Origin of the sequence: Nocardia vaccinii NBRC 15922, from assembly GCF_001613305.1 — a bacterium.
In the GTDB taxonomy this organism is placed as follows: domain Bacteria; phylum Actinomycetota; class Actinomycetes; order Mycobacteriales; family Mycobacteriaceae; genus Nocardia; species Nocardia vaccinii.
Genome location: NZ_BDCC01000009.1, coordinates 234,752 through 257,752 on the forward strand (window position 1 = coordinate 234,752; position 23,001 = coordinate 257,752).

General features: G+C 67.3%; 18 protein-coding genes. 5 read left to right on the forward strand and 13 right to left on the reverse strand.

Annotated features, from left to right (window positions below; translation table 11 throughout):
• Window positions 1-24 precede the first annotated feature (24 nt).
• The 4 genes from NV1_RS05750 to NV1_RS05765 all read right to left on the reverse strand — a co-directional run bounded on the left by NV1_RS05750 (window position 25) and on the right by NV1_RS05765 (window position 3,271).
• Window positions 25-1,827: a hypothetical protein gene (locus NV1_RS05750; protein ID WP_067886211.1), complete on the reverse strand. Its 1,803-nt coding sequence runs from the start codon at window positions 1,825-1,827 to the stop codon at window positions 25-27.
• Between the two features lie 27 nt (window positions 1,828-1,854).
• Window positions 1,855-2,190 carry a hypothetical protein gene (locus tag NV1_RS05755; RefSeq protein WP_067886213.1) on the reverse strand — a complete coding sequence of 112 codons (336 nt, stop codon included), beginning with the start codon at window positions 2,188-2,190 and terminating at the stop codon, window positions 1,855-1,857.
• 386 nt (window positions 2,191-2,576) lie between these two features.
• Complete coding sequence (locus NV1_RS05760; RefSeq protein WP_067886215.1) at window positions 2,577-2,894, reverse strand: DUF6802 family protein; 318 nt, start codon at window positions 2,892-2,894, stop codon at window positions 2,577-2,579.
• Window positions 2,895-3,076: 182 nt separating this feature from the next.
• A complete protein-coding gene (locus NV1_RS05765) occupies window positions 3,077-3,271 on the reverse strand; it encodes a PspC domain-containing protein (RefSeq protein ID WP_084525112.1) in 195 nt (64 codons plus the stop codon).
• Between the two features lie 178 nt (window positions 3,272-3,449).
• Here NV1_RS05765 and NV1_RS05770 point away from each other — a divergent pair, with 178 nt between their 5' ends.
• Complete coding sequence (locus NV1_RS05770) at window positions 3,450-5,096, forward strand: ABC-F family ATP-binding cassette domain-containing protein (protein WP_067886219.1); 1,647 nt, start codon at window positions 3,450-3,452, stop codon at window positions 5,094-5,096.
• Between the two features lie 138 nt (window positions 5,097-5,234).
• Here the strand turns inward: NV1_RS05770 and NV1_RS05775 are convergent, their stop codons facing one another.
• From NV1_RS05775 to NV1_RS05810, 8 genes are all read right to left on the reverse strand, one after another.
• Window positions 5,235-6,230, reverse strand: coding sequence for a DUF8176 domain-containing protein (locus tag NV1_RS05775; protein WP_067886221.1), 996 nt, complete (start codon window positions 6,228-6,230; stop codon window positions 5,235-5,237).
• Window positions 6,217-7,662, reverse strand: a complete 1,446-nt coding sequence (locus tag NV1_RS05780; protein ID WP_245713572.1) for a RodZ family helix-turn-helix domain-containing protein — start codon at window positions 7,660-7,662, stop codon at window positions 6,217-6,219. Before NV1_RS05780 ends, NV1_RS05775 begins: the two co-directional genes overlap by 14 nt.
• A complete protein-coding gene (locus NV1_RS05785) occupies window positions 7,659-7,982 on the reverse strand; it encodes a hypothetical protein (protein ID WP_067886223.1) in 324 nt (107 codons plus the stop codon). The genes NV1_RS05780 and NV1_RS05785 overlap by 4 nt, the downstream gene beginning before the upstream one ends.
• Before the next feature lie 130 nt (window positions 7,983-8,112).
• Window positions 8,113-9,480 carry a phosphoglucosamine mutase gene (gene glmM, locus NV1_RS05790; protein WP_067886225.1) on the reverse strand — a complete coding sequence of 456 codons (1,368 nt, stop codon included), beginning with the start codon at window positions 9,478-9,480 and terminating at the stop codon, window positions 8,113-8,115.
• 525 nt (window positions 9,481-10,005) lie between these two features.
• The gene (gene rpsI / locus NV1_RS05795) at window positions 10,006-10,530 is read right to left on the reverse strand and encodes a 30S ribosomal protein S9 (protein ID WP_084525113.1); all 525 of its coding nucleotides are present in this window, start codon (window positions 10,528-10,530) and stop codon (window positions 10,006-10,008) included.
• A complete protein-coding gene (rplM, locus tag NV1_RS05800) occupies window positions 10,527-10,970 on the reverse strand; it encodes a 50S ribosomal protein L13 (RefSeq protein ID WP_040819166.1) in 444 nt (147 codons plus the stop codon). The genes rpsI and rplM overlap by 4 nt, the downstream gene beginning before the upstream one ends.
• 212 nt (window positions 10,971-11,182) lie before the next feature.
• On the reverse strand, window positions 11,183-12,898 hold the full coding sequence (locus NV1_RS45495; protein ID WP_245713573.1) for a hypothetical protein: 1,716 nt from the start codon (window positions 12,896-12,898) through the stop codon (window positions 11,183-11,185).
• Window positions 12,899-13,007: 109 nt separating this feature from the next.
• Window positions 13,008-15,998 carry an FHA domain-containing protein gene (locus NV1_RS05810; protein WP_245713574.1) on the reverse strand — a complete coding sequence of 997 codons (2,991 nt, stop codon included), beginning with the start codon at window positions 15,996-15,998 and terminating at the stop codon, window positions 13,008-13,010.
• Window positions 15,999-16,107: 109 nt separating this feature from the next.
• Between NV1_RS05810 and NV1_RS05815 the strand changes: the two genes are divergently transcribed.
• Entirely contained in the window at window positions 16,108-17,547 is a 1,440-nt protein-coding gene (locus NV1_RS05815) for a neutral zinc metallopeptidase (protein ID WP_067886228.1), read from the forward strand.
• A 13-nt stretch (window positions 17,548-17,560) separates the two neighbouring features.
• On the opposite strand, the gene NV1_RS05820 is transcribed toward NV1_RS05815, so the two are convergent.
• Complete coding sequence (locus NV1_RS05820; RefSeq protein ID WP_067886230.1) at window positions 17,561-19,000, reverse strand: FHA domain-containing protein; 1,440 nt, start codon at window positions 18,998-19,000, stop codon at window positions 17,561-17,563.
• A gap of 192 nt (window positions 19,001-19,192) precedes the next feature.
• Here NV1_RS05820 and NV1_RS05825 point away from each other — a divergent pair, with 192 nt between their 5' ends.
• From NV1_RS05825 to NV1_RS05835, 3 genes are all read left to right on the forward strand, one after another.
• Entirely contained in the window at window positions 19,193-20,404 is a 1,212-nt protein-coding gene (locus NV1_RS05825) for a DUF7373 family lipoprotein (RefSeq protein WP_067886232.1), read from the forward strand.
• Between the two features lie 115 nt (window positions 20,405-20,519).
• Entirely contained in the window at window positions 20,520-21,716 is a 1,197-nt protein-coding gene (locus NV1_RS05830) for a DUF7373 family lipoprotein (protein ID WP_157116595.1), read from the forward strand.
• Window positions 21,713-22,957: a DUF7373 family lipoprotein gene (locus NV1_RS05835; protein ID WP_067886236.1), complete on the forward strand. Its 1,245-nt coding sequence runs from the start codon at window positions 21,713-21,715 to the stop codon at window positions 22,955-22,957. The genes NV1_RS05830 and NV1_RS05835 overlap by 4 nt, the downstream gene beginning before the upstream one ends.
• Window positions 22,958-23,001: the final 44 nt, after the last annotated feature.

A 23,001-nucleotide genomic window follows, 5' to 3' on the forward strand; every position in this document is an offset into this window, starting at 1 on the left:
GTGTTCAGTCGGTCCCGGTGCGGATCACAGCGGCCCCGCCTCGGAAAGCTCCGCGCCGCTGTCGAACGGCTTCGTAGGCGCGGGGGTTGTCTGGTTCTTCGCCCGCTCGTCCTTGGACTGGTCCTTCAACGCGGCGGTTCCGGGGTTGACGGTTGTTCCGGTGTCGACGCTCGGTGTCCTGTCCTGCGTTTGCCCGGTGGTGGAATCCTGCCCACCCGCGGTGGGACTGCTCATGTGATTGCCGGAATCCGAGGACGTCGAGGACGAACTGCCCGATGCGCCTGAGGATTCCGCGGTGCTGTGCGAGTCCGAAGAACTGTGCGAGTCCGAAGAACTATGGGAATCCGAGGAGCTGTGCGAATCCGATGCGCCGTGAGATCCTGACGCGCCCTCGGTATCCGAGGCGCCCTGCGGGCCCGAGGCCCCATGGTCCTCGGTGGAGATGACAGGCATGCCGTGCTCGTCGAGTTCGAGCGTGTAGGTCTTGTCGTCTCCGGCGGAGTCGGACAGATTCAGCGCCAGACCGCCCTGCGAGCCCAGCCCGACCTTCACATGCTTTCCGGCGATATCGAATTCGGCGACGGACTTCTCCGAAGCGCCCGACGCACCGCTCGCCGACTTCAGGACACCATCGATACCCTTCTCGATCTGCCCGGACAGCGCGCTGATCGCGCTCTCCCCCTGGGTGACAATCGAATTCATCGTGGTGCCGAGGCCGTTCAACGCCGAGGTGGCGGTGCTGGTCAGCGAACTGGCCTGACTCGCCAGGCTGGAGAGCGTGGTGCTGAGGTTGGAGTTGTTGCTGTTCGAGTTGTTGGTGTTGTTGTTCGTGGGCGACGTGGTTGTGGTCTTGTCCCCCGAATCGGTGGTCGTCGTCGATGCCGGCGTTGTCGACTTGGACGGAGATGGGGAGGCCGACGGAGATGGGGAGGGCGACGGAGACGGCGCTGGCGATGCGTTGGATGTCGCCGGGCGGGGATACTTGGTGTCGTGCACCGCGTTCATGGCATCGGTGACGAGTTTGTATGCGTTGTTGATATCGCCGTCGGCCTCGTCGCACACCGTGTCGAATATGTTCAGCTTGGCTTCGACATCGGGTTTGAAAACATGATCCAGCCAGTAGTTCACTGCCGCCTGAGTACGCTGCCCCAAGCCGTCCTTTTTATCGACCGGATTGTGCGTGGAAAACGCCTCATTATCGCCCGTATCAATCTTCCTGGATGGGAACCATAGAGTCACCTGTCGCGCTTGAAGATTACCGACCCATTCTTTGGCATTACGAATGTCAATCATTTCCTGAATGTCATCCGCAGACCGTCCATCGATCTCCAGCTTCGGATCATCTCCATCGAAGCCGGTCATATTGCGAACATTGGCCGCTTTACCAGTGACAGCACTACGAGCCGTGTCGACGAACTTGCCGATCGCATCGACCGCCGCCTGCGCCGCTTGGATATCATTACCCGCCAGCCGAACCTGCTCGACTGCCATCTGATGCGCGGTGTCGGAGGTGGCACCGCCGCTCCACACAGCCTGAAGACGAATAGCACAGTTCTGCTGGGTGTATTGCTCGGTCTGCGCCTGAGTCAGCGCCGCCGACAACGCATCACGCGTACCGGCGAGTTTCGCGAGGTTCATGCCACGCTGTTCGTCGTATCGCGCCTCGATGTCCGAAAGACTTCGATTCGAAGGCCACAGTACGAGATACAGCGGGTAGAACTTCATGAAATACGCGATTCCCCCCTTTGCACCCCAGTTGAGAATTTGATCGACCGACTCACCCGCGTGCGCCTTGATCTCGTCTCCGGTCGGTGCCGCAATCCCCATAACTCGTGCTCCCCTGATTGTCCGCGGCTACTGGTCGGCGTTCGAGATCTGCTCGGCGTTGTAGCCGTCGGTCCAGCCGTAGGCGATGGCGCTCGCCCCCAGCGCGGTTGCGGTCGCCGTGGTGGCATCACTCCAGTGCTGCAGCCAGTCGGCGATGTGCTGCAGCCCGTCGTGGATCGCGGCGCCCTGCGCCACGTAGGCGCGCCCGGCCTCACACTCCGCACCGTTGCGCCCCGTGCCGAACATATGATCGCCGCTGCTGACCGCCTTGGCCTGATTGGCGACGGTCGTCGCCGAATCCCGCATATGGCCGGCGAGTTTGGCCAGATCGTCCGTACTGACGTCCAACGGCGCGTTCGCCATCGCTGTGTCCCTCCACTCCCCGACCGGCTTCGGCAATCGCCCCGCCGATCCTTCGGCCCGCGATCGCCCTACCTATTTGGACGTACACGGCATACGAATGGTTCCGTCCGATCATAGGAGTCGTCGGCGACGAGAGCCCGGCCGATCCTCCCGTACTGGTGAATCGGACCGATCGGGCAGGTTGGCGGACCGACACAGCGACCGGCCGTCGGCGTACGGATCTCCGGTCGCTACCGGTGAACCACTCCGGCACCGACCGGATCGGACAGTTGCACAACACGATCGACGCTCGGTCCCACAGTGCCGAACGGCGACGTCGATCTAGTGTCGAATGCGCCTGCACCAGCGCATATCTCGCCCGCACGCCATCGACTGCGGCCGCGAACTCAGTGCTTGTGGTCGCCCACATGCCCCTGATCGGTGCGCACCCATTGGGTCGTACCGTCGGGGTTGTGGTGGAATTCCCACGCCGAATAGTCGCCGTCGTTGTCGACGGCGGTGACGTGGTCGGCGAAGCCGTCGTGGTCCAGATCGCTCCATACGTCTATGGAGTGCGTGCCATGGACGGTTTCGGCATCGGGGATGTGGTCGGCGTTGAGATCCTGAGTGGGGTGGTGGAGCTCGATGGCGCCTAGACCGCCGAGATCGGAATGCGCGTCGACGTCCGGCATGTCCAGGCCTGGCAGGTCGCCCGAATTGACCATGTGCAGCTCCTCGGATGGGGTCCGGCAGGGAAGTGGCTACATCCTGTCATCCGACCCACCCGCGGCGCATCCACCTTTGCCGGGTTCCTGTGGATAACTCACGAAATGCGATGTCGAGCATATGTGCGGCAACCGGACCCGGCTGTGGACAACCTGCGCGGACCCGGATTCGGAAGCGGCTCTCAGTCCTGCGGTATGACCACCCATAGAACGAGGTAGATCAGGAACTGCGGCCCGGGCAGCAGGCACGACAGGATGAACAGCAGGCGGATCAGGGTGGCGTTCCAGCCGAAGTACTCGGCCAGCCCACCGCAGACGCCTCCGATCCAGCGATCGGTACGGGAACGGGTCAGGCGACGCATATCACTGGTTGTCATATCTCCACTGTGCCGTCCCGGCACCCGGACGCACATCGGGACCAGGACCGATGCACACCCTGATTTCCGCGGGCCCGATCTCGGGGTACAACCCCGAACACGGCAGACTCATGTCCGTGAACAAGCTTGTCAGCCCAGGACCGACAGGACACGGCGTGCGCGCCGGCGAGGCGAAGTCGTGAGCGCGACCCTGCACGCCCGCGGCCTGTCCGCCGGACACGGCGAACGCGTCCTGTTCAGCGATCTGGATCTGATCCTGGCGCCCGGCGATGTGATCGGGCTGGTCGGTGTGAACGGGGCCGGGAAGTCGACGCTGTTGCGAATGCTGTCCGAAGGCAACGCGGCCGAGGGGCAGATCTCGTTGAGCCCGCCCGACGCGACAGTGGGCTACCTCGCACAGGAACCCGAGCGCATCTCCGGAGAGACGGTGCTGGAATTCCTGTCCCGACGCACGGGAGTCGCTGCGGCGCAAAACATCATGGACGCCGCCGCCGAACGCCTGGCCGCAGCGCCCGACGGCGCGGACGACTACTCCGCCGCCCTGGAACGTTGGCTGGCGCTGGGTGGCGCGGATCTGGACCAGCGAGCACAGGAGGTGGCCGCGGAACTCGGCCTGATCGAGAGCCTGCCGCAGGGTCTGGACACCACGATGACGGGTCTGTCCGGCGGGCAGGCCGCACGGGCGGGCCTGGCCTCGGTGTTGTTGTCCCGCTTCGACATTCTGCTGCTGGACGAGCCCACCAACGATCTGGACCTGGACGGGCTGGCCCGGCTCGAGCGCTTCGTGGCCGGGGTGCGGGCGCCACTGATGGTGATCAGCCATGATCGGGAGTTTCTGGCGCGCACCGTGAATCGCATCGTCGAGCTGGATCTGGCGCAGCAGCAGGTCGGCGTGTACGACGGCGGTTACGAGTCGTACCTGGCCGAGCGTGAGATCGCCCGCCGGCATGCTCGCGAGGCCTACGAGGAGTACGCGGACACCAAATCCGGGCTGCAGGCGCGCGCGACGATGCAGCGTAACTGGCTCGAGCACGGCGTCCGCAACGCCCGCCGCAAGGCCAAGACCGATTCGGACAAGGCGGGCCGCAAGATGCGCGCGGAATCCACCGAGAAACAGGCATCGAAGATGCGGCAGACTCAGCGACGCATCGAACGCCTCGAGGTCGTGGAGGAGCCGCGCAAGGAGTGGGAACTGCGCATGGAGATCGCCGCCGCCCCGCGCAGCGGGTCGGTGGTCGCCACCGTCACCGGCGCGAGCCTCACTCGCGGTGATTTCACCCTGGGACCGGTGACCGCACGGGTGGACTGGGGTGACCGCATCGTACTGACCGGCGCCAACGGCTCCGGCAAATCCACTCTGCTGGCCGTGCTGCTGGGCAAGGTCTCGCCCGACACCGGAACCGCGACGCTCGGTTCCGCGGTTGCCGTGGGCGAGGTCGATCAGGCGCGCGGACTGTTCCGCGGAAATGCCTCGCTCGCCGAGATATTCGGCGCGGAGGTACCCGACTGGCCCGAGGCCGAGATGCGGACGCTGCTGGCCAAATTCGGCCTGCGCGGGCCACATGTGTTGCGCGCCAACGACACCCTGTCCCCCGGCGAACGCACCCGCGCCGCGCTGGCGCTACTTCAGGCGCGCGGAGTGAATCTGCTGATCCTCGACGAACCTACCAACCACCTGGATCTGCCCGCCATCGAACAACTCGAGCAGGCCATCGAATCCTTCACCGGCACAATGATTCTCATCACCCATGACCGCCGCATGCTCGATACCGTCCGGGCGACGCGGCGCTGGCGGATGACCGACGGGCAACTCACCCAAGACTGACCCGCGCGACTTGCTCGCGACGGGAGCGGCTCGGTGCCGCCGACATCCGACGGCACGCACACCAGCGGCGGTTCGGGCCAGACCGGGGCTCGCCCGATCACGGCGGACCGCCACGCGGAAGGAACACGCCCGAGCCGCTCAGCCCTCCTTGATCGCGGAGATCAGGGTGCGGTCGGCGATGGTGCGGGTGCTGACGATCTGGGTGAAGGTGTGCGGCTGCTCGCCGGGTTTCTGCTGGGTGAGACGGACCTCCCACTGGCTGCCGTCGCTGCTGCCGCGGGTGACCTGCACGCAGTATCGGGTGCCGACGGGAACCTGGTTGATCCCACGTTGAATACTCTCCGCGGCCGGAAAAGCCGAGGGGCCCGAGGACGCCGAGGACACGGTCGCGTCGTCGGTGACCACCGCGCGGGCCGCCGAACCGGAACGCTGGACGTAGTAGGCGCGTTCGAAGGCCAGGATCGCGTCGGGGCCCGAACTCGTGCCGCCGGGATCGGTGCCGGAGACCTCGTCCGCATCGCGGCGCTGCTCACAATCCGCGGTCGCGATCGGCGCCGGCGAGGCCGCAGCGGTCATCGGCGGTGTGACGCGGGGAGCCGAATCCTCCACCACCGCGGGCACACTCGCCGCCGCGGTGGTGTTGTGCTTGCGATTGCCGGTGTGCAACACGGTCAGTACCACCGAGACGATCACGATGCCGACGCCGACCAGGATCAGCAGGCTCAAAACCTTGTCGCGGCGGCGACGATCGTCGGCTCGGCGCGAACGCGCCCGGCGCAGCCGGGAACCCGCGCTCCCACCCGAACGATCGACGATCTGCGGAACCCGAACCGGACCGTCGTCGTCGCTGTAATCGTATTCCCTGACCGGCGTCCGCTCGGCGGGCGCCTCGGGGGGCGGATCCGGTTGCCGCGCCCCCTGATCCAGCCATTCCTCCCAATCGCCGGAGCGATCGGCTGTCCCGGGAATCGGCATCGGCGCGGGCCGCGCGGGTGGAGGTCGGCGCCGTCGGGTGCCGCGCCGCCCTGGACGCCGGCGCGACGGCTGCCGCTCGGGCGGACGCAGCATCGGCAGACCCAGGTCGAACGGATTGTCCTGCCCGGGATCCGGTTCCTCGGAATCAGATCTCGTCATCGCCCAGATCGCCGATGACGGCGGTCGGGACCATCTGCGCCGCAGCAGGAGCCGTCACACCGAGCTGACCGTCCCGGGGCTTCTGATCACCACCGCCGGTGCCCGCCGACGGCGGCAACGCCAGCCCCGCGGCCGGGCCGGACTGGCTGGGCGCGGGCTCCGAGGTACCGGGCGCGGGAGTCGCCGGTTGCGGGACCGGTTTAGCCGTGGGCGCCGGTGCGCTCATACCCGGCGGCGCACTGCTGCCGCTCGGCGCGGGCGTATCGGAATCCGAGCCGCCCTGGTCCGGCGGGAGGATCGAATGCGAGTTCTGCGCAGGTTGGGCCGAGGTCGTGGATTGCGAACCGCCGAAATCGAACAGGCTCGAACTGGTGCCGCCGCCGGTTCCGTCCGTGCCGCCGGTCCCATTGGTCCCGTCGGTACTCGCCTTCGGATTGATCAGCTGCGGGATGGCCTGCTCGGCCACCTGCGCGCCCGTATCGATGGCATGCGTACCGACCTCGGCGATCTTATCGATCAATTCGGTGCCGATATTGACCCCGGCGCTGATCGCCGACGACCCCAGATCCACACCCGCCGCGATGAGCTGCTCCTGCAACTGCAACTGCGCGGCCGCGGCGGGATCGAGCTGGGGACCGGTACCGGAACCGTTCATGGACAGCGCGGGCGTGGTGCCGTTGAACGCAGTGCCGTTGAACGAAGTCCCACTGTTGAACGGGTGGTAGTTGTTCGAGAGATTGTCCGGCGTGTAGCTGCTCGAATTGGTCGCGTCCTCGCTCGAGTAGCTCGGCGTGCTGTCGCCGGAGAACTGGTTCGTGGACAGATCCACCGGCGTGGTGACCGTCAGCGGACCCATGGCCTTCAATTTCGAGGTGTGCGAGGCCATTTCGGTCTTCGCGGTATCGACCGCGGTGATCGCCTGGCGCAATGCCTGGCTGGCCCGGTTGATCACCGCATCGGTGTCGGGAGCGGCCTTGGCGTTGTTCAGGATGGTGCGCGCGTCGCGGCGGAAATCGGCGATGATCGCGTCGACCTTCTGCGCGGCCCGGTAACTGGTGGACTGTGCGTCGCCGAGTACCGCCAGATACTGCGGGCCGCGATCGGATATGTCGCCGATCTGGGTCTGGGTGGTGCGCAACGCCGGGACGGCCGCATCCGCGCCCGGACCCGACCAGGTCGACTCCAGCACATGCATACCGTCGCGGTGCGGTGCCTCGGTATCGGCGGCCTGGGTGGACGAATTCGTCAGCGCCCGCACGATACTCGCATCGGGCGCGCTGACTCCGGTACCGAGCGACGCGCGCAATGCCAGCATCGGCTGCACCAGACGCGCGATGATCGGCGGATCCACACCGTCGGAGCTGGTCTTCGCCGCCGGCCTCGCGGAGCGCGGGGTGATCGGCCGCCGTTCGAGCCGCGGTGCTCGCCTCATACCAGTGTCTCCCCGGTCTTGGCGATGGCGGCCGCGGTGCCGGCATCGGAATCCTGCATATCGGAGGTGTACTCGCGCAGCACCTGTCCGTAGGCGTGGACCAGCTGGCCCGCCGTGGACAACGCCTGCACATGCTGCGAGACCGCGGCCGTGAACTGCGCCGCGAACTCCGCTCCCACCAAACCCAGATCGGCCGAGAGCCGATCGGGATTCACCGCGCCGCCCGCAGCCACGGCCGCGGAGGCCAACTGCTGCGAGACATTGTCGGCAACGGTCTTGTAGGCGGCCATCGCCGCCGGATCCAGCTTCAGCGCGTCCACTGTTCCCCCTCACGGAAATCAAGCTCTCGCTGTCGCATCATGAGTCGAGTCCACCATACTTGGCCCCGACCCGAAACGCTCTCCGATCACCGATCACGCACCGGAAAGCCTGGTCGGCCCGGCGCCGCGGTCACACCGCCGCGACGCGCTTGGCCAGGTCGTCGGCCAGCTGACGGGCCCGATCGAGATCGGTCGCCTCGACCATCACCCGCACCAGTTGTTCGGTTCCGCTGGGGCGCAGCAGCACCCGGCCGGATTCACCGAGGACGCGCTCGGCCTCGAGCACCGCGTCGCGGACCTCCCCGGACTCCGCGACCGCCACCTTGTCCGCGACCGGGACGTTCACCAGAACCTGCGGCACCGTCTCGACAACGGAGGCGAGATCGGCCATGCTCCGGCCGGTTTCGGCCATGCGCGCCAGCAGGCGCAGCCCGGTCAGCAGGCCGTCTCCGGTGGTGCCGAACCGCGGGAAGACCACGTGCCCGGACTGCTCGCCGCCGAGGGTGTAACCGCCGCGACGCAACTCCTCGAGCACGTAGCGGTCGCCGACAGCCGTGGTGCGCACCGTGATTCCCGCCTCCCGCATCGCGATGTGCAGGCCCAGATTGCTCATCACCGTGGCGACGAGGGTGTCGTCCACGAGTTCGCCCGCCTCCCGCATCCCGATCGCCAGCACCGCCATGATCGCGTCGCCGTCGACCACCGCACCGGTGGCGTCCACGGCCAGGCAGCGGTCCGCGTCGCCGTCGTGGGCCAGGCCGAGATCCGCGCCGTATTCGCGCACCGCGTCGCGAATCACTTCCAGATGCGTGGAACCGCAACGGTCGTTTATGTTCAGGCCGTCCGGCTCGGCGTTGATGGCGATGACCCGCGCCCCCGCCGCCCGATAGGCCGCCGGGCCGACGTCCGAGGCCGCGCCGTGTGCGCAGTCCACCACGACGGTCAGCCCGTTCAGGTCGCGACCGGTCGCGTCCACCAGATGCTCGACATAGCGTTCGTGCGTCCCGGCCTGGCTGTAGTGCTCCTCGACCCGGCCGTCGATCCCGGACAGGCTCAGCACCCGGCCGATCCCGGCGCCGGTGGGCCGCAGGAAATCACGCTGGTGCACCAACTCCTCGATGCGGTCCTCGATCGCGTCGTCGAGTTTGTGCCCGCCCGCGGCGAAGATCTTGATTCCGTTGTCGGGCATGGGATTGTGCGAGGCAGAGATCATCACGCCCAGGCACGCGTCGTAGATCGAGGTCAGGTAGGCCACCGCGGGCGTGGGCAGGACGCCGACCGACACCACGTCCACCCCGGCGGAGGTCAGGCCCGCGACCACCGCGGCCTCGAGCATCTCGCTACTGGCCCGCGGATCGCGGCCCACCACCGCTGTCGGACGTGACTTCCCGCGGCTGAGCACCTGGGCCGCCGCGGCCGAAACATGTAGCGCCAGTTCCGGACCCAGCGAACCGTTGGCCAGCCCGCGGACCCCGTCGGTGCCGAACAAACGTCCCATTCAAATGCCCCTCAATGTCTGCGTACGGCGTCCGGTGCACCCGGGTCGGGGGGTCAGCGGAACCGTTGTCGATACAGCACGAGAGCAGGCACCCGATCCGATCGCGGACGATCCGATCGGGTGCCTGCTCTCGTACGGGTGCCGAGTCGACCGTACTCCGAGCCGCACCGGACGGGGAGCCGGACCGGCACTCTGCGAGTCCAGGGCCCCGGACACCACGGCAACAAGCCCGTTCGCGGCCCGTCTCGCCGCTCGGACGCGTGCCGACAGTGCCAGCAAACGCCAACCGACCCCGGACACCGCCAGCCCCGAGGTTCGCGGCCCGTCTCGCCGCTCGGACGCGTGGCGGGTGCGAGGAACGAGTGCCCGACACGGGGCCGAGCGGTGAGACTTCGGGGGCCGCGAACACGCCGGAGCGAAGCGGAGGCCACGGGCGCAAGCACGAGTACCCGACACGGGGCCGAGCGGTGAGACTTCGGGGGCCGCGAACACGCTGGAGCGAAGCGGAGGCCAAGAAATCCAGACTCAGCGCTTCGAGTACTGCGGAGCCTTGCGAGCCTTCTTGAGGCCGTACTTCTTGCGCTCGGTCGCACGCGGGTCACGAGTCAGGAAGCCGGCCCGCTTCAGAGCGGGACGATCCTCGGGAGTGACCTCGATCAGCGCACGGGCGATCGCCAGGCGCAGCGCACCGGCCTGACCCGACGGGCCGCCGCCGACCAGGCGAGCGTGCACGTCGAAGGACTCGGTCCGCTCGACGGTGACCAGCGGGGACTTCACCAGCTGCTGGTGCACCTTGTTCGGGAAGTAGTCCTCGATGGGACGCCCGTTGAGCACGAACTGGCCGGTACCCGGCTGCAGGCGCACCCGGACCACGGCCTCCTTGCGGCGGCCGACGGTCTGCACCGGACGGTCGATCACGATCGGAGCGACGGAGGCGGACTCGTAGGACTCCTCGTAACCGGCGCCCTCGTCGACGATCTCGACTGCGGCGTCTTCCACAGCACCGTCCTCGGCGACATATTCCTCGTTGAATTCTTCAGGAGCGGTCACTGGGCCACCTGCTTGATCTCGAACGGAATGGGCTGCTGGGCCGCGTGCGGATGCGACGGGCCGCCGTAGACCTTGAGTTTGCCGGCGATCTTGTTGCCGAGCTTGTTCTTCGGGATCATGCCCTTCACGGCGCGCTCCACGACCCGCTCGGGACGGGTGTCGAGCAGCTGCCCGACAGACCGGGACTTCAGGCCGCCCGGGAACCCGGAGTGGGTGTACAGGTGCTTGTCCTGCCGCTTGTTGCCGGAGACGGCAACCTTGTCGGCGTTGATGATGATGACGAAATCGCCACCATCCACGTTGGGGGCGTAGGTCGGCTTGTTCTTGCCGCGCAGCAGATTCGCTGCCTGTACGGCAAGGCGGCCGAGCACTACGTCAGTGGCGTCGATGACGTACCACTGGCGGGTGACGTCACCTGCCTTCGGGCTGTACGTAGGCACAGTTCTTCCCTGTCTGTCGTGGTGTTCTACCGGCCCGGCGGACGATCGAGCGACCCCGGCGGCCAGCGGAGACCCGGGACTCGTGGCACGAAGCGATGAACTCGCGACGTATCGCACGCCAGCGGGCAACGATACCAGTCCGGCATCGCACCCCCGAAATCGGACCCGTGACCCCACCGGCGTCGGTGCTCACCTGGACCACCGGGCGCGGTTCAGACGTGCAGCGGCGGGCCCTGGTCGAGGTCATCGGGCACGGTCGGCACCAGATAGTGCAGGTTGTCGATGCCGAACCGAGCACAGCTCTCCGCCGACTCGATACCCGGGCCCGGCTCCACGTCGGCGTTCGGAATATCCGGGCAGCCCTGCGGCGCACCGGCCGGAATCACCAGATCCGTCGCCGCCCGCACCCCGGACGCGAGGCCAGACCGATTCACACTGCCCGGACCCGATCCGATGTGCACCGCCATCGCCGCCAGCGCGACCGCGCCCACGATCGTCGGAGCGCCGAACAGGTTGTCCTTCACCTTGTTCCACACCCGGCCGGATTGCTCACCCTGCTGCTCGACCGGCGGCTCCGGATGACGCGCCCGCGGACCGGCCGGTTCGCCGCCGGACCCCATCCTGGTGGTCTGCATCGTGTCGGCCGGGGAACCCGGCAGCCGGGTCATCCGGCCGCCCATCGCGGGAACGCCCGGATGCACGTTCGACACCTGGTCGTGCACCATGACGGTGGTCTGCTCGCCCTCCTCGGGCGCGGCGTGCCGCGGACCCTGCTGGCCCGGACGCACACCCGTGAGATGGCCCGTCGACTCCGGCCCTCGCCGGCCGTGCCGCCCGCCCTCGGCCGCGACGGCGTCCTCCTCGGCCGGGTCGGCGGACGAAGTCACCGCACCCTGCCCGCCGGTCGAGCCGGAATATCCGCCCGCCGGATTGCCCGGTGGGCGGCCGCCGCCATGCTGACCCGGATCGACCGGACGACCCTGATCCGGACGTGGCGTCGCCGCCTGTCCGGGCCCCTGCGGTATCGGGCCCGGGCCGCCGGGGCGTGCCGGCTCGGGCCCATAGCCCTGATCGGGCTCCTCGTCGGCGTATTCGCTGTCGGTGATCAGCAGATGCGCCGCACCCAGCACCAGTGCGTGCATCGGATGGTCGGCCACGTGCAGCCGGTGACCGAGATGGTTCTGGAACGCCAGTCGCAACGCGTCGTTGAAGCAGACATTGCCGGTGAGCAGCACCCGCGAGGTGTCCGCGCCGATCGAGCGGGCCGCGGCCATCACCTCGATCACCACGTTGTCGGCGTGATGCGCGTCGCGCATGGCGTCGGGGGCGATCGGCACTCCGACGGATTCCGTGGGCTGCTCGTCGTCGCCGTTCACCGAGACGACCAGGCACATCCGGCCGTCGGAGTAGACGCCGGTCGCGCTCGTCGCCCGGCCACTGGCATCGGGCGGGCGGACCAGGCCGATGGCGCGCACATAACCCGATAACGCGACCGATTCGGGCAGCGGCTCGGTCGTCACGTCCAGTTCCTCGACCAGCCGGGCGTATTCGTCGATCTTCTCGTCGGGCCAGTCGTCCGGATACGGCAGCGCGATGACGTCCGGCTTGCCCCGCACGTATTTGCCGATGGCGGCCAGCGGGTTGTACAACCGCGCCCGGAACACCAGTTCCGAGGGCCAGGTCGCGCCCGCGATGCGGATCTGCTTGTGGCCGAGGATGTCCCGCACGTCGGCCACGGCGATACCCAGGTCGGAACGCCCCCGATCGGCGCCCGCGGTATGCAGGCGACCGGACGCGTCCGCCAGCAGATACGCGGGCGGCGTGTATGTTCCTTCCACCTGGACCGGGCGGATCGGCGTACCACCGCCACCGCCGGCCACGGACACCACATCCCATCCGAGATGTACCGCCCCAACTCGAGCCGTCACACGCACAAGTGTGCCTTCTTCTTCGGCGACACGCGCGACCGGCCAGGTTTACTGCCTGGTCGCCGCCGTTTCGCGGGATGCGGACAACAACAACTGACGCTCATACCGTTCATGCCGAGGACTTCTTCAGCCGCAGCCGCCACCAGGTGAGGATCATCAGGACCAGCGTGAGTGCGGCCAGCATGCCGATATCGAGCCACCAGACATGCGAGGTGTGCTTCCACAGCGTATCGGTGGCCGCACTGCTGTCGAGCGGATTCAGTGCGGGCATGTCGACCGTCGAGGAACCCGCCGCGAACCCCCATCGCGAGGGGAACAGCCAGGCGATCTGCTGGAGTACGACGCGATTGGTCACCGGAATCACGCCGCCCGCCATCACCAGCTGAACCATGATCACCACCACCAGCAACGGCATCACCTGCTCGTTCGACCTCGCGACCGACGAGAGCGCCAGACCGATGAGCACACATGCGATGGCGGTGGCCGCGATATCGACGTACAGCTCCACATTGCCGGACGGAATCACCGTTCCGTGGCCGGGCTGTTTCTTGCCGATCAGGACGATCGCCACCATCACCGCGGACTGCAGCAGAGCCGCGAAGCCGAAAATGGCGACCTTGGCCATCAGATACGACCACGGGCGCAGCCCGACCGCGCGCTCACGGAGGAAGATCGCCCGTTCGGCGACCAGATCGCGGACGGTGAGGGTGGATCCCATGAAACATGCGCCCAGGATCAGCACGACCAGCAGCTGTTCGCTCTCCCGGCCACCGTCGGGGACGAACATGATGTTGCCCTTCCCGTCGCTCACCTGTGACAGCGGGCCGATGGCCAGACCGTTGGTGCCCGGCACCACCAGCGAGAGCCCGCCCAGCACGAACGGCAGCAGCACCAGGAATATCAGATAACCGCGGTCGGCCAGGATCAGCCGGAACTGCCGCCGCGACAACGTCGAGAATTGTTTGCGGGCACTGGATTTCGGCGGCTTGCCCTGGTCGCCGGGCGGTGCCGGCGGTGGCGGTGGCGGTACCGCGGCCTGTTTGGCGCGATAGTTCGCGAAGGCGCGATCCGGGTCCGCGGCGACCTGGGCGAAGATCTCCGCCCAGTCGCTGGTGCCCAGGAAGGTGCCGACCGCGCCCGGATGACCGAAGTACGCGGTCTTACCGCCGGGTGCGAGCAGCAGTACCTGATCGCACATGTCCAGGCAGGCCACCGAATGCGTGACCACGATGACGGTGCGTCCGGCGTCGGCCAGCTCCCGCAGCATGGTCATGACCTGACGGTCCAGCGCCGGGTCCAGACCCGAGGTGGGCTCGTCGAGCAACAGCAGGGCGGGGCCGGTGAGCAGTTCCAGCGCCACCGACGCGCGCTTGCGCTGACCGCCGGAGAGTTTGTCGACCCGCGTATCGGCGTGTTCGGTGAGCGAAAGTTCTTGCAGCACACCGTCGATGACCTCGCGACGGTCCGCCTTGGAGGTGTCGGGGGGCAGCCGAAGCTCGGCGGCGTAGCCGAGCGCCTGCCGCACGGTGAGCTGGCGGTGCAGCACGTCGTCCTGCGGAACCATGCCGATACGACTGCGCATGGCCTCGTATTCGGCGTGCAGGTTACGCCCCTCGAAGGTGACCGCGCCCGCGGACGGATGCGTCGCTCCGGCGATGAGTTTGGACAGCGTGGATTTACCCGCGCCGGAGGGACCGATCAGCGCGGTCAGGGTGCCGCGCCCGGCCTGCATGTTCACATCGACCAGCAACTGCTTGTTGCCCTCGACCGTGAAACCGACGCCGTGCACGTCCAGGCCCTGCTCGGCGACCGGCTTCTGGCGCAGGACGAGCGCGCCCTCCTGCACCAGGAAGTCGATGTTGCCGATCGTGACGATATCCCGCTCGCGCAGGGCGACACGCTGTTCGCGGCGACCGTTGACGAAGGTGCCGTTGGCCGAGCCGACGTCCTCGATGACCAGCCCCTCGGGGCCCTTGACCAGGCGCGCGTGCCGCCGCGAGGCCAGCGGATCGTTCACCACGATCTCGTTGTCGCTGGTGCGGCCGATGTTCAAGCCGCCCACGGGAATTCGGTCCGCGCGGGCGAACGGCGCGGTGGAGGTCGACGCGCGCATCGGCGGCGGCATCGGCGGCAGCATCGAGGCGTCGGCCTTCGCGGTCATATTGATATCGGCCGCGGCAGGTTGCTGGGCCGAAGCCGATTGCGGGGCCGGAACTTGTTGCTGTGCCAAAATCGGTTGCTGCGGAGGAACCGGACGCTGCGGAGCGACCGGCTGCTGCGGAACGGGCGACTGCGGAGGGACCGGATGCTGTGGCGAAAGTGGTTGCTGCGGCGCGTAATCCGGCCGATCGACCGGCGGACGCTGCGGCGCCGGACGTTGTTGGGCCTGCGGGACCTGCGACTGCGGGCCCTGCTGCGGCGGCGTCATCGGATGTTGCTGCGGCGGAGCCGGTTGCCGCTGCATCGGACCGGACCGGTCCTGCGGCGCGAAGCCCTGAACCTGCGGCGGTGCGGCCGGACGCTGCGGCGGAACCGCCTGCCCCTGCGATGGCGGGGCCGGCGGGCGCTGCATCGGCGCGGGCGGACGCTGCTGTGCGGGTGGCTGTGGCGGCATCGGCGGACGCTGCGGCGCAACCGCCTGCCCCTGCCCGGCCTGTGGCGGCATCACCTGCCCCGGCACCGGTGGCACACTCTGCGGCGGCAGCGGCGCAACCGGACGCGCCCCGGACTGCCGGTCCTGCGGCGCGGGCCCCCGCCGCTGCTGCGGCGGCGCCTGTGGACGCTGCCCCGCCTGCGGTGTGAGCTGCAGCAGCGGTCCGGTGACCGCGTCCCCCAGCCGCACCTGCATCGTCCGCCCGATCGCAACCGGACTCGTAATCCGTTGCGCGTCCACGAATACGCCGTTGGTACTGCCGTTGTCGGCCAGCACCCAAGTACTGCCCTGCCAGCTGAGTGTCGCGTGCACACGGGAAACCAATGGGCTGTCGACGAACAGCGTCACCTCCGGCGCCCGGCCGATGGTGATCTGCTGCCCCGCTTCGAAACCCCGATCGATTCCCTCATGGCGCACGGTGATCTTCTGCGCCCCCGGTGATGACATGTGCCGGATACTATGCGAAAGCCCGGGTGTCGGGGCACCACAATTTCCCACCGACATAGGGTGTGCGGGCCCGTATCTGAACCGTGACCGCCCAGGGGAGGGAGTACGTGTGGCGAAGCTCCAGGTGACAACCGCAGTCTCCGCGTTGGTTCTGACCGTCCTCACATTGACGGGCTGTACCTCGTCCGTCGACGGCCGAGCCGTCTCGATCTACGAGGATCCGTTCCAGGTGGCCGGCCTGCCCACCACCAGCGGCCCCAGCGGGCCGCGCGCGGGCGTTCCGGACAGTACCCTGACCGCCGACGGCGCGATCGGCGGCGAGTACGACAAATTGGCGCTCGACGCCATCGACGACATCCAAAGCTATTGGCAGAGCCAATATTCCACGGATTTCCGCGGTTCCTTCACACCGGTCCCGAAGTTCTACTCGTGGGATGCCACGCAGACGCAGGACAGCCAGTTCTGCCAGCAGACCACCCTGCATCTGGTGAACGCCGCCTACTGCCGCCTGGACAATTCCATCGGCTGGGACCGTGGCGTTCTGCTACCGAGGATGACGAAGGCATTCGGCAAGATGTCGGTGGTGATGGTGCTGGCCCACGAGTACGGCCACGCCGTACAGACCATGGCCGAACTCGTCACCGGCCGCACGCCGGTGATCGTCAAGGAACAGCAGGCCGACTGCTTCGCCGGGGCGTTCATGCGGCATGTGGCCGAAGGTGCGGCAAGGCATTTCACGATCAACACCGCGGACGGCCTGAACAAGGTGCTGGCCGCGACGGTGGCGATCCGCGACGCCGATCCGAGCGATCCCGATTCGGTGCACGGTTCGGCCTTCGAGCGGGTGACCGCGGTGCAGATCGGTTTCACCGACGGTCCGAAAGGCTGCGCGGCGATTGATATGAACGACATCACCCGCCGACGCAAGAATCTCCCGCAGTCGTACGGCAGCGATGCCGATCACGGCGAATTGGCCGTCACCCAGCACAATCTCACCGAACTGAGCAAGGCGATGAGTTCGATCATGCCGGTGCCCGCCGAACCCGCCTACGACTATCGCGGCGCCAAATTGGGCTGCCCGGACGCCACGGACACCGAGCCGGTCACCTACTGCCCGTCGACCAACACGATCGGCACCGACGTGTCCGCCCTCGCCGCCCGCGCGAAGGCGAACACCGATGATCAGGAAAATTTCCCGACCCATATCGGCGGCGACTACAACGCCTACATCGTCTTCATCTCCCGCTACACATTGGCGGTGCAGAACAATCTGCATCAGCAACTCTCGGGCGCCAAGACGGGCCTGCGCGCATCCTGCCTGTCGGGTGTGATCACCGCGAAATTGGCCAGCCCCACCCGCACGGTGGCCAACGGCGACCTCGCCCTGTCCCCCGGCGACCTGGACAAGGCCGTCTCCGGCCTGCTGAGCGACGGCCTGGCCGCCAGCGATATCGCGGGAAATACCGTCCCGAGCGGTTTCTCCCGCGTCGACGCCTTCCGCGCCGGAGTACTCGGCAACCAGCAGACCTGCGAATCCCGCTACGCATAGCCGAGATTCAGCTTCAGAAGGGCGGCGGGGCGGTGGGGTCGTAGCGCAGGACGCGGTTGCCGAGCATGAGTTCGGTGCCGTGGATCATGGCCAATGGCTGGTTCGGGATCAGGTGGATCCAGTCCTGGTAGCCGGGGAGGCGGGCGCGGGTGCCGTTGGTGGAGCCGCGGTCCACGATGGTGGCGTCCCAGTTGATCAGGCGGATCTCGGCATGGGCGCGGGACATGCCGCCGGAGTTGTCCTCGATCTTGAAGGGGGTCATGCCGCGCTGGGCGGCATCGGAGTTCTGCGGATCGCGGCCGAGGACGGCGTCGGCGGCCAGTGTGAACGTGGTGCCGTCATCGAGGACGAGCACGCCCAGGGCCGGACGCAGCACCTCGGACGGCGGCTGGGTCTGATCCACCGGCATACCGCAAACGGTGCAGAACGCCGATCGCGGATCGCTGGGATGCGCTCGCGCACATTTGAATCCCAGCACCCGGACACCGGCTGCCGCACTGCGGTCGAACGGCTCCGGACCGGGCTGCGGCGGAATCGAACTCGGCCGACCCAGTTGTGTCTGCGCCAGCCGCGATGCCAGATCTGGCCCGGCACTCGGCAGCGGCGGCGGGACCGTGGGCAGCGGCGGCGGAGTCGGAGCGGACGGCAGCGGCGGCGGGACCGAATCGCCACCCGGCCCCGGGCCGGGCAGCGGTGGCACGGCGAAGTCACCATCCGGACCCGCACCCGGCAGGGGCGGCGGCTGCGGCACGGAGTCGTCACTCGGCCGCACTACCGGCGATTGCGTCTCGGCGCGAAGCGAATCGACGTGGGAACTCGAAACCGATTGCGGCTCATCGACGAACGGGGCCGATCCGGTCAGCGCGGGACGGTGCTGCCCGGCCTGGTCCTCGTCCCGGTCGCGTGCCCGTGATCGCCGTCCCTCGAACCAGACCACCGCACCGGACGCCTGCGCGACGCCCTCACCCAGAGCGCCGATACCGCGTTCGGGCAGTTCCGGATCGCCGGCCGATTCCTCGTCGGCGAAGATCGCGGCCGCCCGCGCGGGTGCCGGCGCCACTCGATCCACGGTGAACGCGGCGTCCCCGCCGCGGTGGTATTCGACGCCGTCGGCGCCGACCAGCATCGCGGTGACCGCACCGTGCAGGAAGATCGCCACCCCGCCGGTCTCGGCCTGCGACAGGATGCCCAGTCCGACCGGCATGCCGGGGCTGAGCTGTTCGGCGTCGCGCATCAGCCAATTCGTCGCCTCCCGCGCGACCAGACGGCCGGGTCCGCCGGGCTCCTGTTCGGTCGCCTCGAAGACCAGCTGCGAGAGCGCCTCGGCCACGCGCATCGCGGCCGACTCCTCCCGCACCGGCCCGGGGCCGCGATGGGCGGCCAATATGAGCGCACCCGCTACCCGGACCACGACATGGTTGCCCGGGACAACCTCGACTTGCCGATCCCTCAACGCAATCGGCCTCCGCGGACCAGGTATGCGGTCGTCACCACACGCACCAGGTTAGAGCAACGGATGCGCATCGATCCCCGGACCGGTTCTCGCGGTCTCGCATCCGCATCATCGCGGCGCGCGGACTGTTCCCGCGAGCACCGGCGGTCCGGTAATTTGTGAGCAGATTGCTGGAGATACGGGGGCTGGCCGATGGTTCAGGCAACACGTCGCGCAGGGATCGCATTCGCCGCGGCAGCCGCGGTCGCGGTGTTGGCCGGGTGCGGGGTGAAGGGCACCCCGGTAGCGGGCGAGATCGATGTGCGCACACTCGATGTCGGTAGTTACGCGGTCGACAAACACGCCTACCGCCAGACCGCCGACGACCAGGGCGCGGTGGTGGAGGGTATGCGGATGTCCCGGGCGGTGGTGCCCGCGGTAGCGATCGATCCGTCCCTGAAGATCGGGCAGGGCGGCCACATCGTGCTGAACAACACCGAGGCCACCACCCGCCTGCTCGCCGCGGTGTCCAAGCCGATCCTGGACAGGGAGGGTCTGCTCACCGGCTACACCGCCTCGGGGGCGGACAGGCCCGATGAGCCCGGCACCTCCATCTCCACCTCCGACACCACCTCGGTCACCGATTTCGTGATGCGTTTCGCGGATACGGCCACCGCCGAGCGCACCGCGCGGGAACTCGAGGACGCCGACTTCGGCGTCGCCCCGGACATCAACAAGAAGCTGTCGCTGTCGAAATACCCTGATGCGCTGGTGCATTGGCGTCCCGGCATCTCCAACGTCGGCGCGTTCCTGGCGCACGGGAACTTCGTGATCTCGCTGTTCATCCAGCGTCCCCGGCCCGAGCAGGACGATCTGGAGGCGTGGGTGCAGAAGGCGCTCGACGCACAGGTCCCGGCACTCGACGAATTCGAGGCCACCCCGAAGGACCTGTTGTCCAGCCTGCCGGTCGATCCGGACGGTTTGCTCGCCCGCGCCGTGGTGCGCGACCGCGATAAGCACACCCCCGATCGGGACCGCTTCGCCAGTTACGGCCCCAACGATTTCGTGAACATCGCCGAGGACGAGACCACCAGGCAGCGTCTGGTCGCCGATACCGGTCTGGACGCCGTCGCCATCGCCGATACGAGCACGGTGCTGCGGGTGCGGGACGCGGCGGCGGGCGCCCGGCTCATCACCGGCCTGGTCTCGGCCTCCGGATCGGCCTACAGCCCGACCGACGCACCGGACAAACTCCCCGGCGCGAAATGCCTGCAGCTCGGCAGTTCCGCCGTGCACTCGAATTCGGCCAAATTCCGCTGCTACATTCCGCACGGGCGATACGTCGAGGTGGTCATCAGCAATGACCAATCCGATATGAAAGAGAAGGCCTCGGCGGCATACGCACTGCTGGCGAACAGTATGTGAGCCGGTTCGCGCACGGCGGCAAATCACTGGCAGTGGCAGGCGCCCCCGTGTGTACACTACCGGCGGGCCGTGGCCTAGCGGATCGCGCGACGGCCGGTCCCACGGGAGGGGAACTATGCGCAGGTCGAAGGTGTTCGTGGCGGCGATGCTGCTGGTCACGGCCTGCGCCGCTGGTTGCGGCTCCGGACACGACGCCGCACCGCAGGACCCCGTGATCGACCTCGCCACACTGGATTTCGGCCCCTACGATGCGACTCCGCACGATATGGGCAAGCCCAAGAACGCCTTTCAGGCCCGCGATTTCGAGGCCGAACGTCTCGGCGACGTCGTACCGCTGGCCATGGATATCGATCCGAGCCTGACCTACGGCGGCAATTCCGGCAGCCTCGTCTTCGAGGATCCGAAGAATACCCAGCTGCACAATTTCGGCGACTTCGACCACTTCGCCGAGGATGCCCCCAATTTCATCAGCGGATATATCAGTTACGGGATCGACAGCCGCGACAACGACGGTATCGAACTGCTCAACGCGGTATTGCTCTTCCCCGACGAGAAGCAGGCCGCCGACGCGGCCACCGCGCTCGAACACCGGGATTTCGTCGCCAAACCGGATAATCAGCCGGTACCGATCCCGAAATATCCTGCCGCACACGCACACTGGGAGCCCGGCGACCAGTCGATCGACAGTTGGTACGCCACCGGGAAGCTGGTCGTATTCACCTCCGACTACGACCACACGAAGATCTGGTTCCATCACACCGATCTGCCCGCGCTGGTCGCCATGGTGACCAAGAGCCTGGACACGATCGTCCCGGCCGTCTCGAAATACACGCCGACCCCGGCGAACGAACTCGCCGACAAGCCGATCGATATCGAAGGCATGCTCGGCCGCACGATGGTCCGGCCGAAGGCGGCGACGGGTGAATGGCTGAATCCGCCCGTCGTCTTCCACGCGCATGCCGCCCTGGGCTGGACCACCGATCCGGTCGCGGATCAGAAGGTCTTCCAGAAGGCCGGCGTGGATCTGTATGCCGAATACGGCAACAACCTCTATCGAGCCCGAGACGCGAAGGGCGCGAAGGAGGTCCGCGATCAACTGGGCGATCCGGCCAAGCACTTCAAATCCGCAGCGCCGCCGCGGAATCTTCCGATCGCCAAATGCCGCCAATACCACGGTCCCGTGCTCGCAGCGGTGCACTTCTACTGCTCGGTCGCCTACGGACGATATGCCGCGCAATCGTGGGGCGAACAACTTCTCGATGCGCAGCAACGTATTTCGGCGCAGTACGCGATCCTGGTGAGGGCGAAATGATCACGACATCCCTCGCCCGCACCTGCACCGCCATCCTCGGCAGTATCGCGGCCGTCGTCGCACTGAGTTCCTGCGGGACGGACCACGGTATCGCCCTACCGGCCGAAATCGATGTCCGCACCCTGGATATCGGCCCCTACCCGGTCGAACCTATCGACTTCCACTTGGACGCCACGCCGGGTCTGCTGCACGGCCTGCAGGTCGGTGGTCTGCGTCTGGGCGAGTACGTGGTCGATGCCTACGATATCGACCCCCATCTGAGCAGGGGTCTGAACTCCGTATCCTTCACCAGCGGCGTGATCGCCGACTCACTCGGCAACAGCCCCGCCATGACCGCGGTCGCCAAGCGCGACAACATGTATTTCGGCTTCGAATCCGTGGGATCGGATACCGACTCCTTCCTGAATCTCACCGACTGGCCTTCCGAGTCGTCGAAGAAAGCCACCGCCATCGATCTGCTGGTGATGCAGTTCCCCGATGCCGATACCGCCGGGCGTGCGGCCACGGACTTCTCCAACGCCGATATCGGCGTCACCAGGAATCAGCCACTCCCGATCGCCAACTACCCCGGCGCACACGCGAATTGGCGACCCGGCAGCGGCGTCGTCCGATCGTTCCTGGCGCACGGCTCCTATGTGGCGGCGGTGGTGGCCTTCACGCCCACAACCGATCAGCAGAATCTCACCACCCTCGTCCAGAAGACCTACGACACGGAATTCCCGGTCCTGGATCAACTGCGGCCGATCTCGGACGAGGACACCGTGCGATTGGACTGGGACCCGGAGTACATGATCAGCCGGGCGTTGAATCCGGACAAGAGCACCACCATCGGATTCAAGGACGAGAACGCCGTCTACGGCCCGCGCGGCGTCATGCACTACATGACTTACCGGGCGCAGGCGAAGCAGACCTTCACCGCGATGAACGCGGTCAAATTCGCCAGAAGCGATGCCGCACTGGTGGTCCGCACCAAGGACGACGCGTCGGCGGACAAGGCCGTGCACGACCAGCTCACCCCGCAACCGCATCGATCGGCCGCCGCCGCGGTGCCGAAGATCTCCGATTCGGCCTGCGTGGAAAACGATACGAAGACCGATATCTTCACCGATCGCAAACGCTTCACCTGTATGGTCGCGTACCGCAATTACGTCGGCTACGTCGAATCCGATCAGCTGATCGATGCGCATCAACGTGCCGCCGCGCAATACGCACTGCTGGCCAACAGTCAATGGGAACCGTAGCTCGACCGTGCTCCGGCGGGGCCGGTATGCTCCGCCAGAGCACG

What these genes read in the sequence shown, in the direction of transcription:
- NV1_RS05750 (WP_067886211.1), bottom strand. Translation starts at nt 1,827, where the DNA reads ATGGGGATTGCGGCACCGACCGGAGACGAGATCAAGGCGCACGCGGGT.
- NV1_RS05755 (WP_067886213.1), bottom strand. Translation starts at nt 2,190, where the DNA reads ATGGCGAACGCGCCGTTGGACGTCAGTACGGACGATCTGGCCAAACTC.
- NV1_RS05760 (WP_067886215.1), bottom strand. Translation starts at nt 2,894, where the DNA reads ATGGTCAATTCGGGCGACCTGCCAGGCCTGGACATGCCGGACGTCGAC.
- NV1_RS05765 (WP_084525112.1), bottom strand. Translation starts at nt 3,271, where the DNA reads ATGACAACCAGTGATATGCGTCGCCTGACCCGTTCCCGTACCGATCGC.
- NV1_RS05775 (WP_067886221.1), bottom strand. Translation starts at nt 6,230, where the DNA reads ATGACGAGATCTGATTCCGAGGAACCGGATCCCGGGCAGGACAATCCG.
- NV1_RS05780 (WP_245713572.1), bottom strand. Translation starts at nt 7,662, where the DNA reads ATGAGGCGAGCACCGCGGCTCGAACGGCGGCCGATCACCCCGCGCTCC.
- glmM (WP_067886225.1), bottom strand. Translation starts at nt 9,480, where the DNA reads ATGGGACGTTTGTTCGGCACCGACGGGGTCCGCGGGCTGGCCAACGGT.
- NV1_RS05810 (WP_245713574.1), bottom strand. Translation starts at nt 15,998, where the DNA reads ATGTCATCACCGGGGGCGCAGAAGATCACCGTGCGCCATGAGGGAATC.
- NV1_RS05825 (WP_067886232.1), top strand. Translation starts at nt 19,193, where the DNA reads ATGGTTCAGGCAACACGTCGCGCAGGGATCGCATTCGCCGCGGCAGCC.
- NV1_RS05830 (WP_157116595.1), top strand. Translation starts at nt 20,520, where the DNA reads ATGCGCAGGTCGAAGGTGTTCGTGGCGGCGATGCTGCTGGTCACGGCC.
- NV1_RS05835 (WP_067886236.1), top strand. Translation starts at nt 21,713, where the DNA reads ATGATCACGACATCCCTCGCCCGCACCTGCACCGCCATCCTCGGCAGT.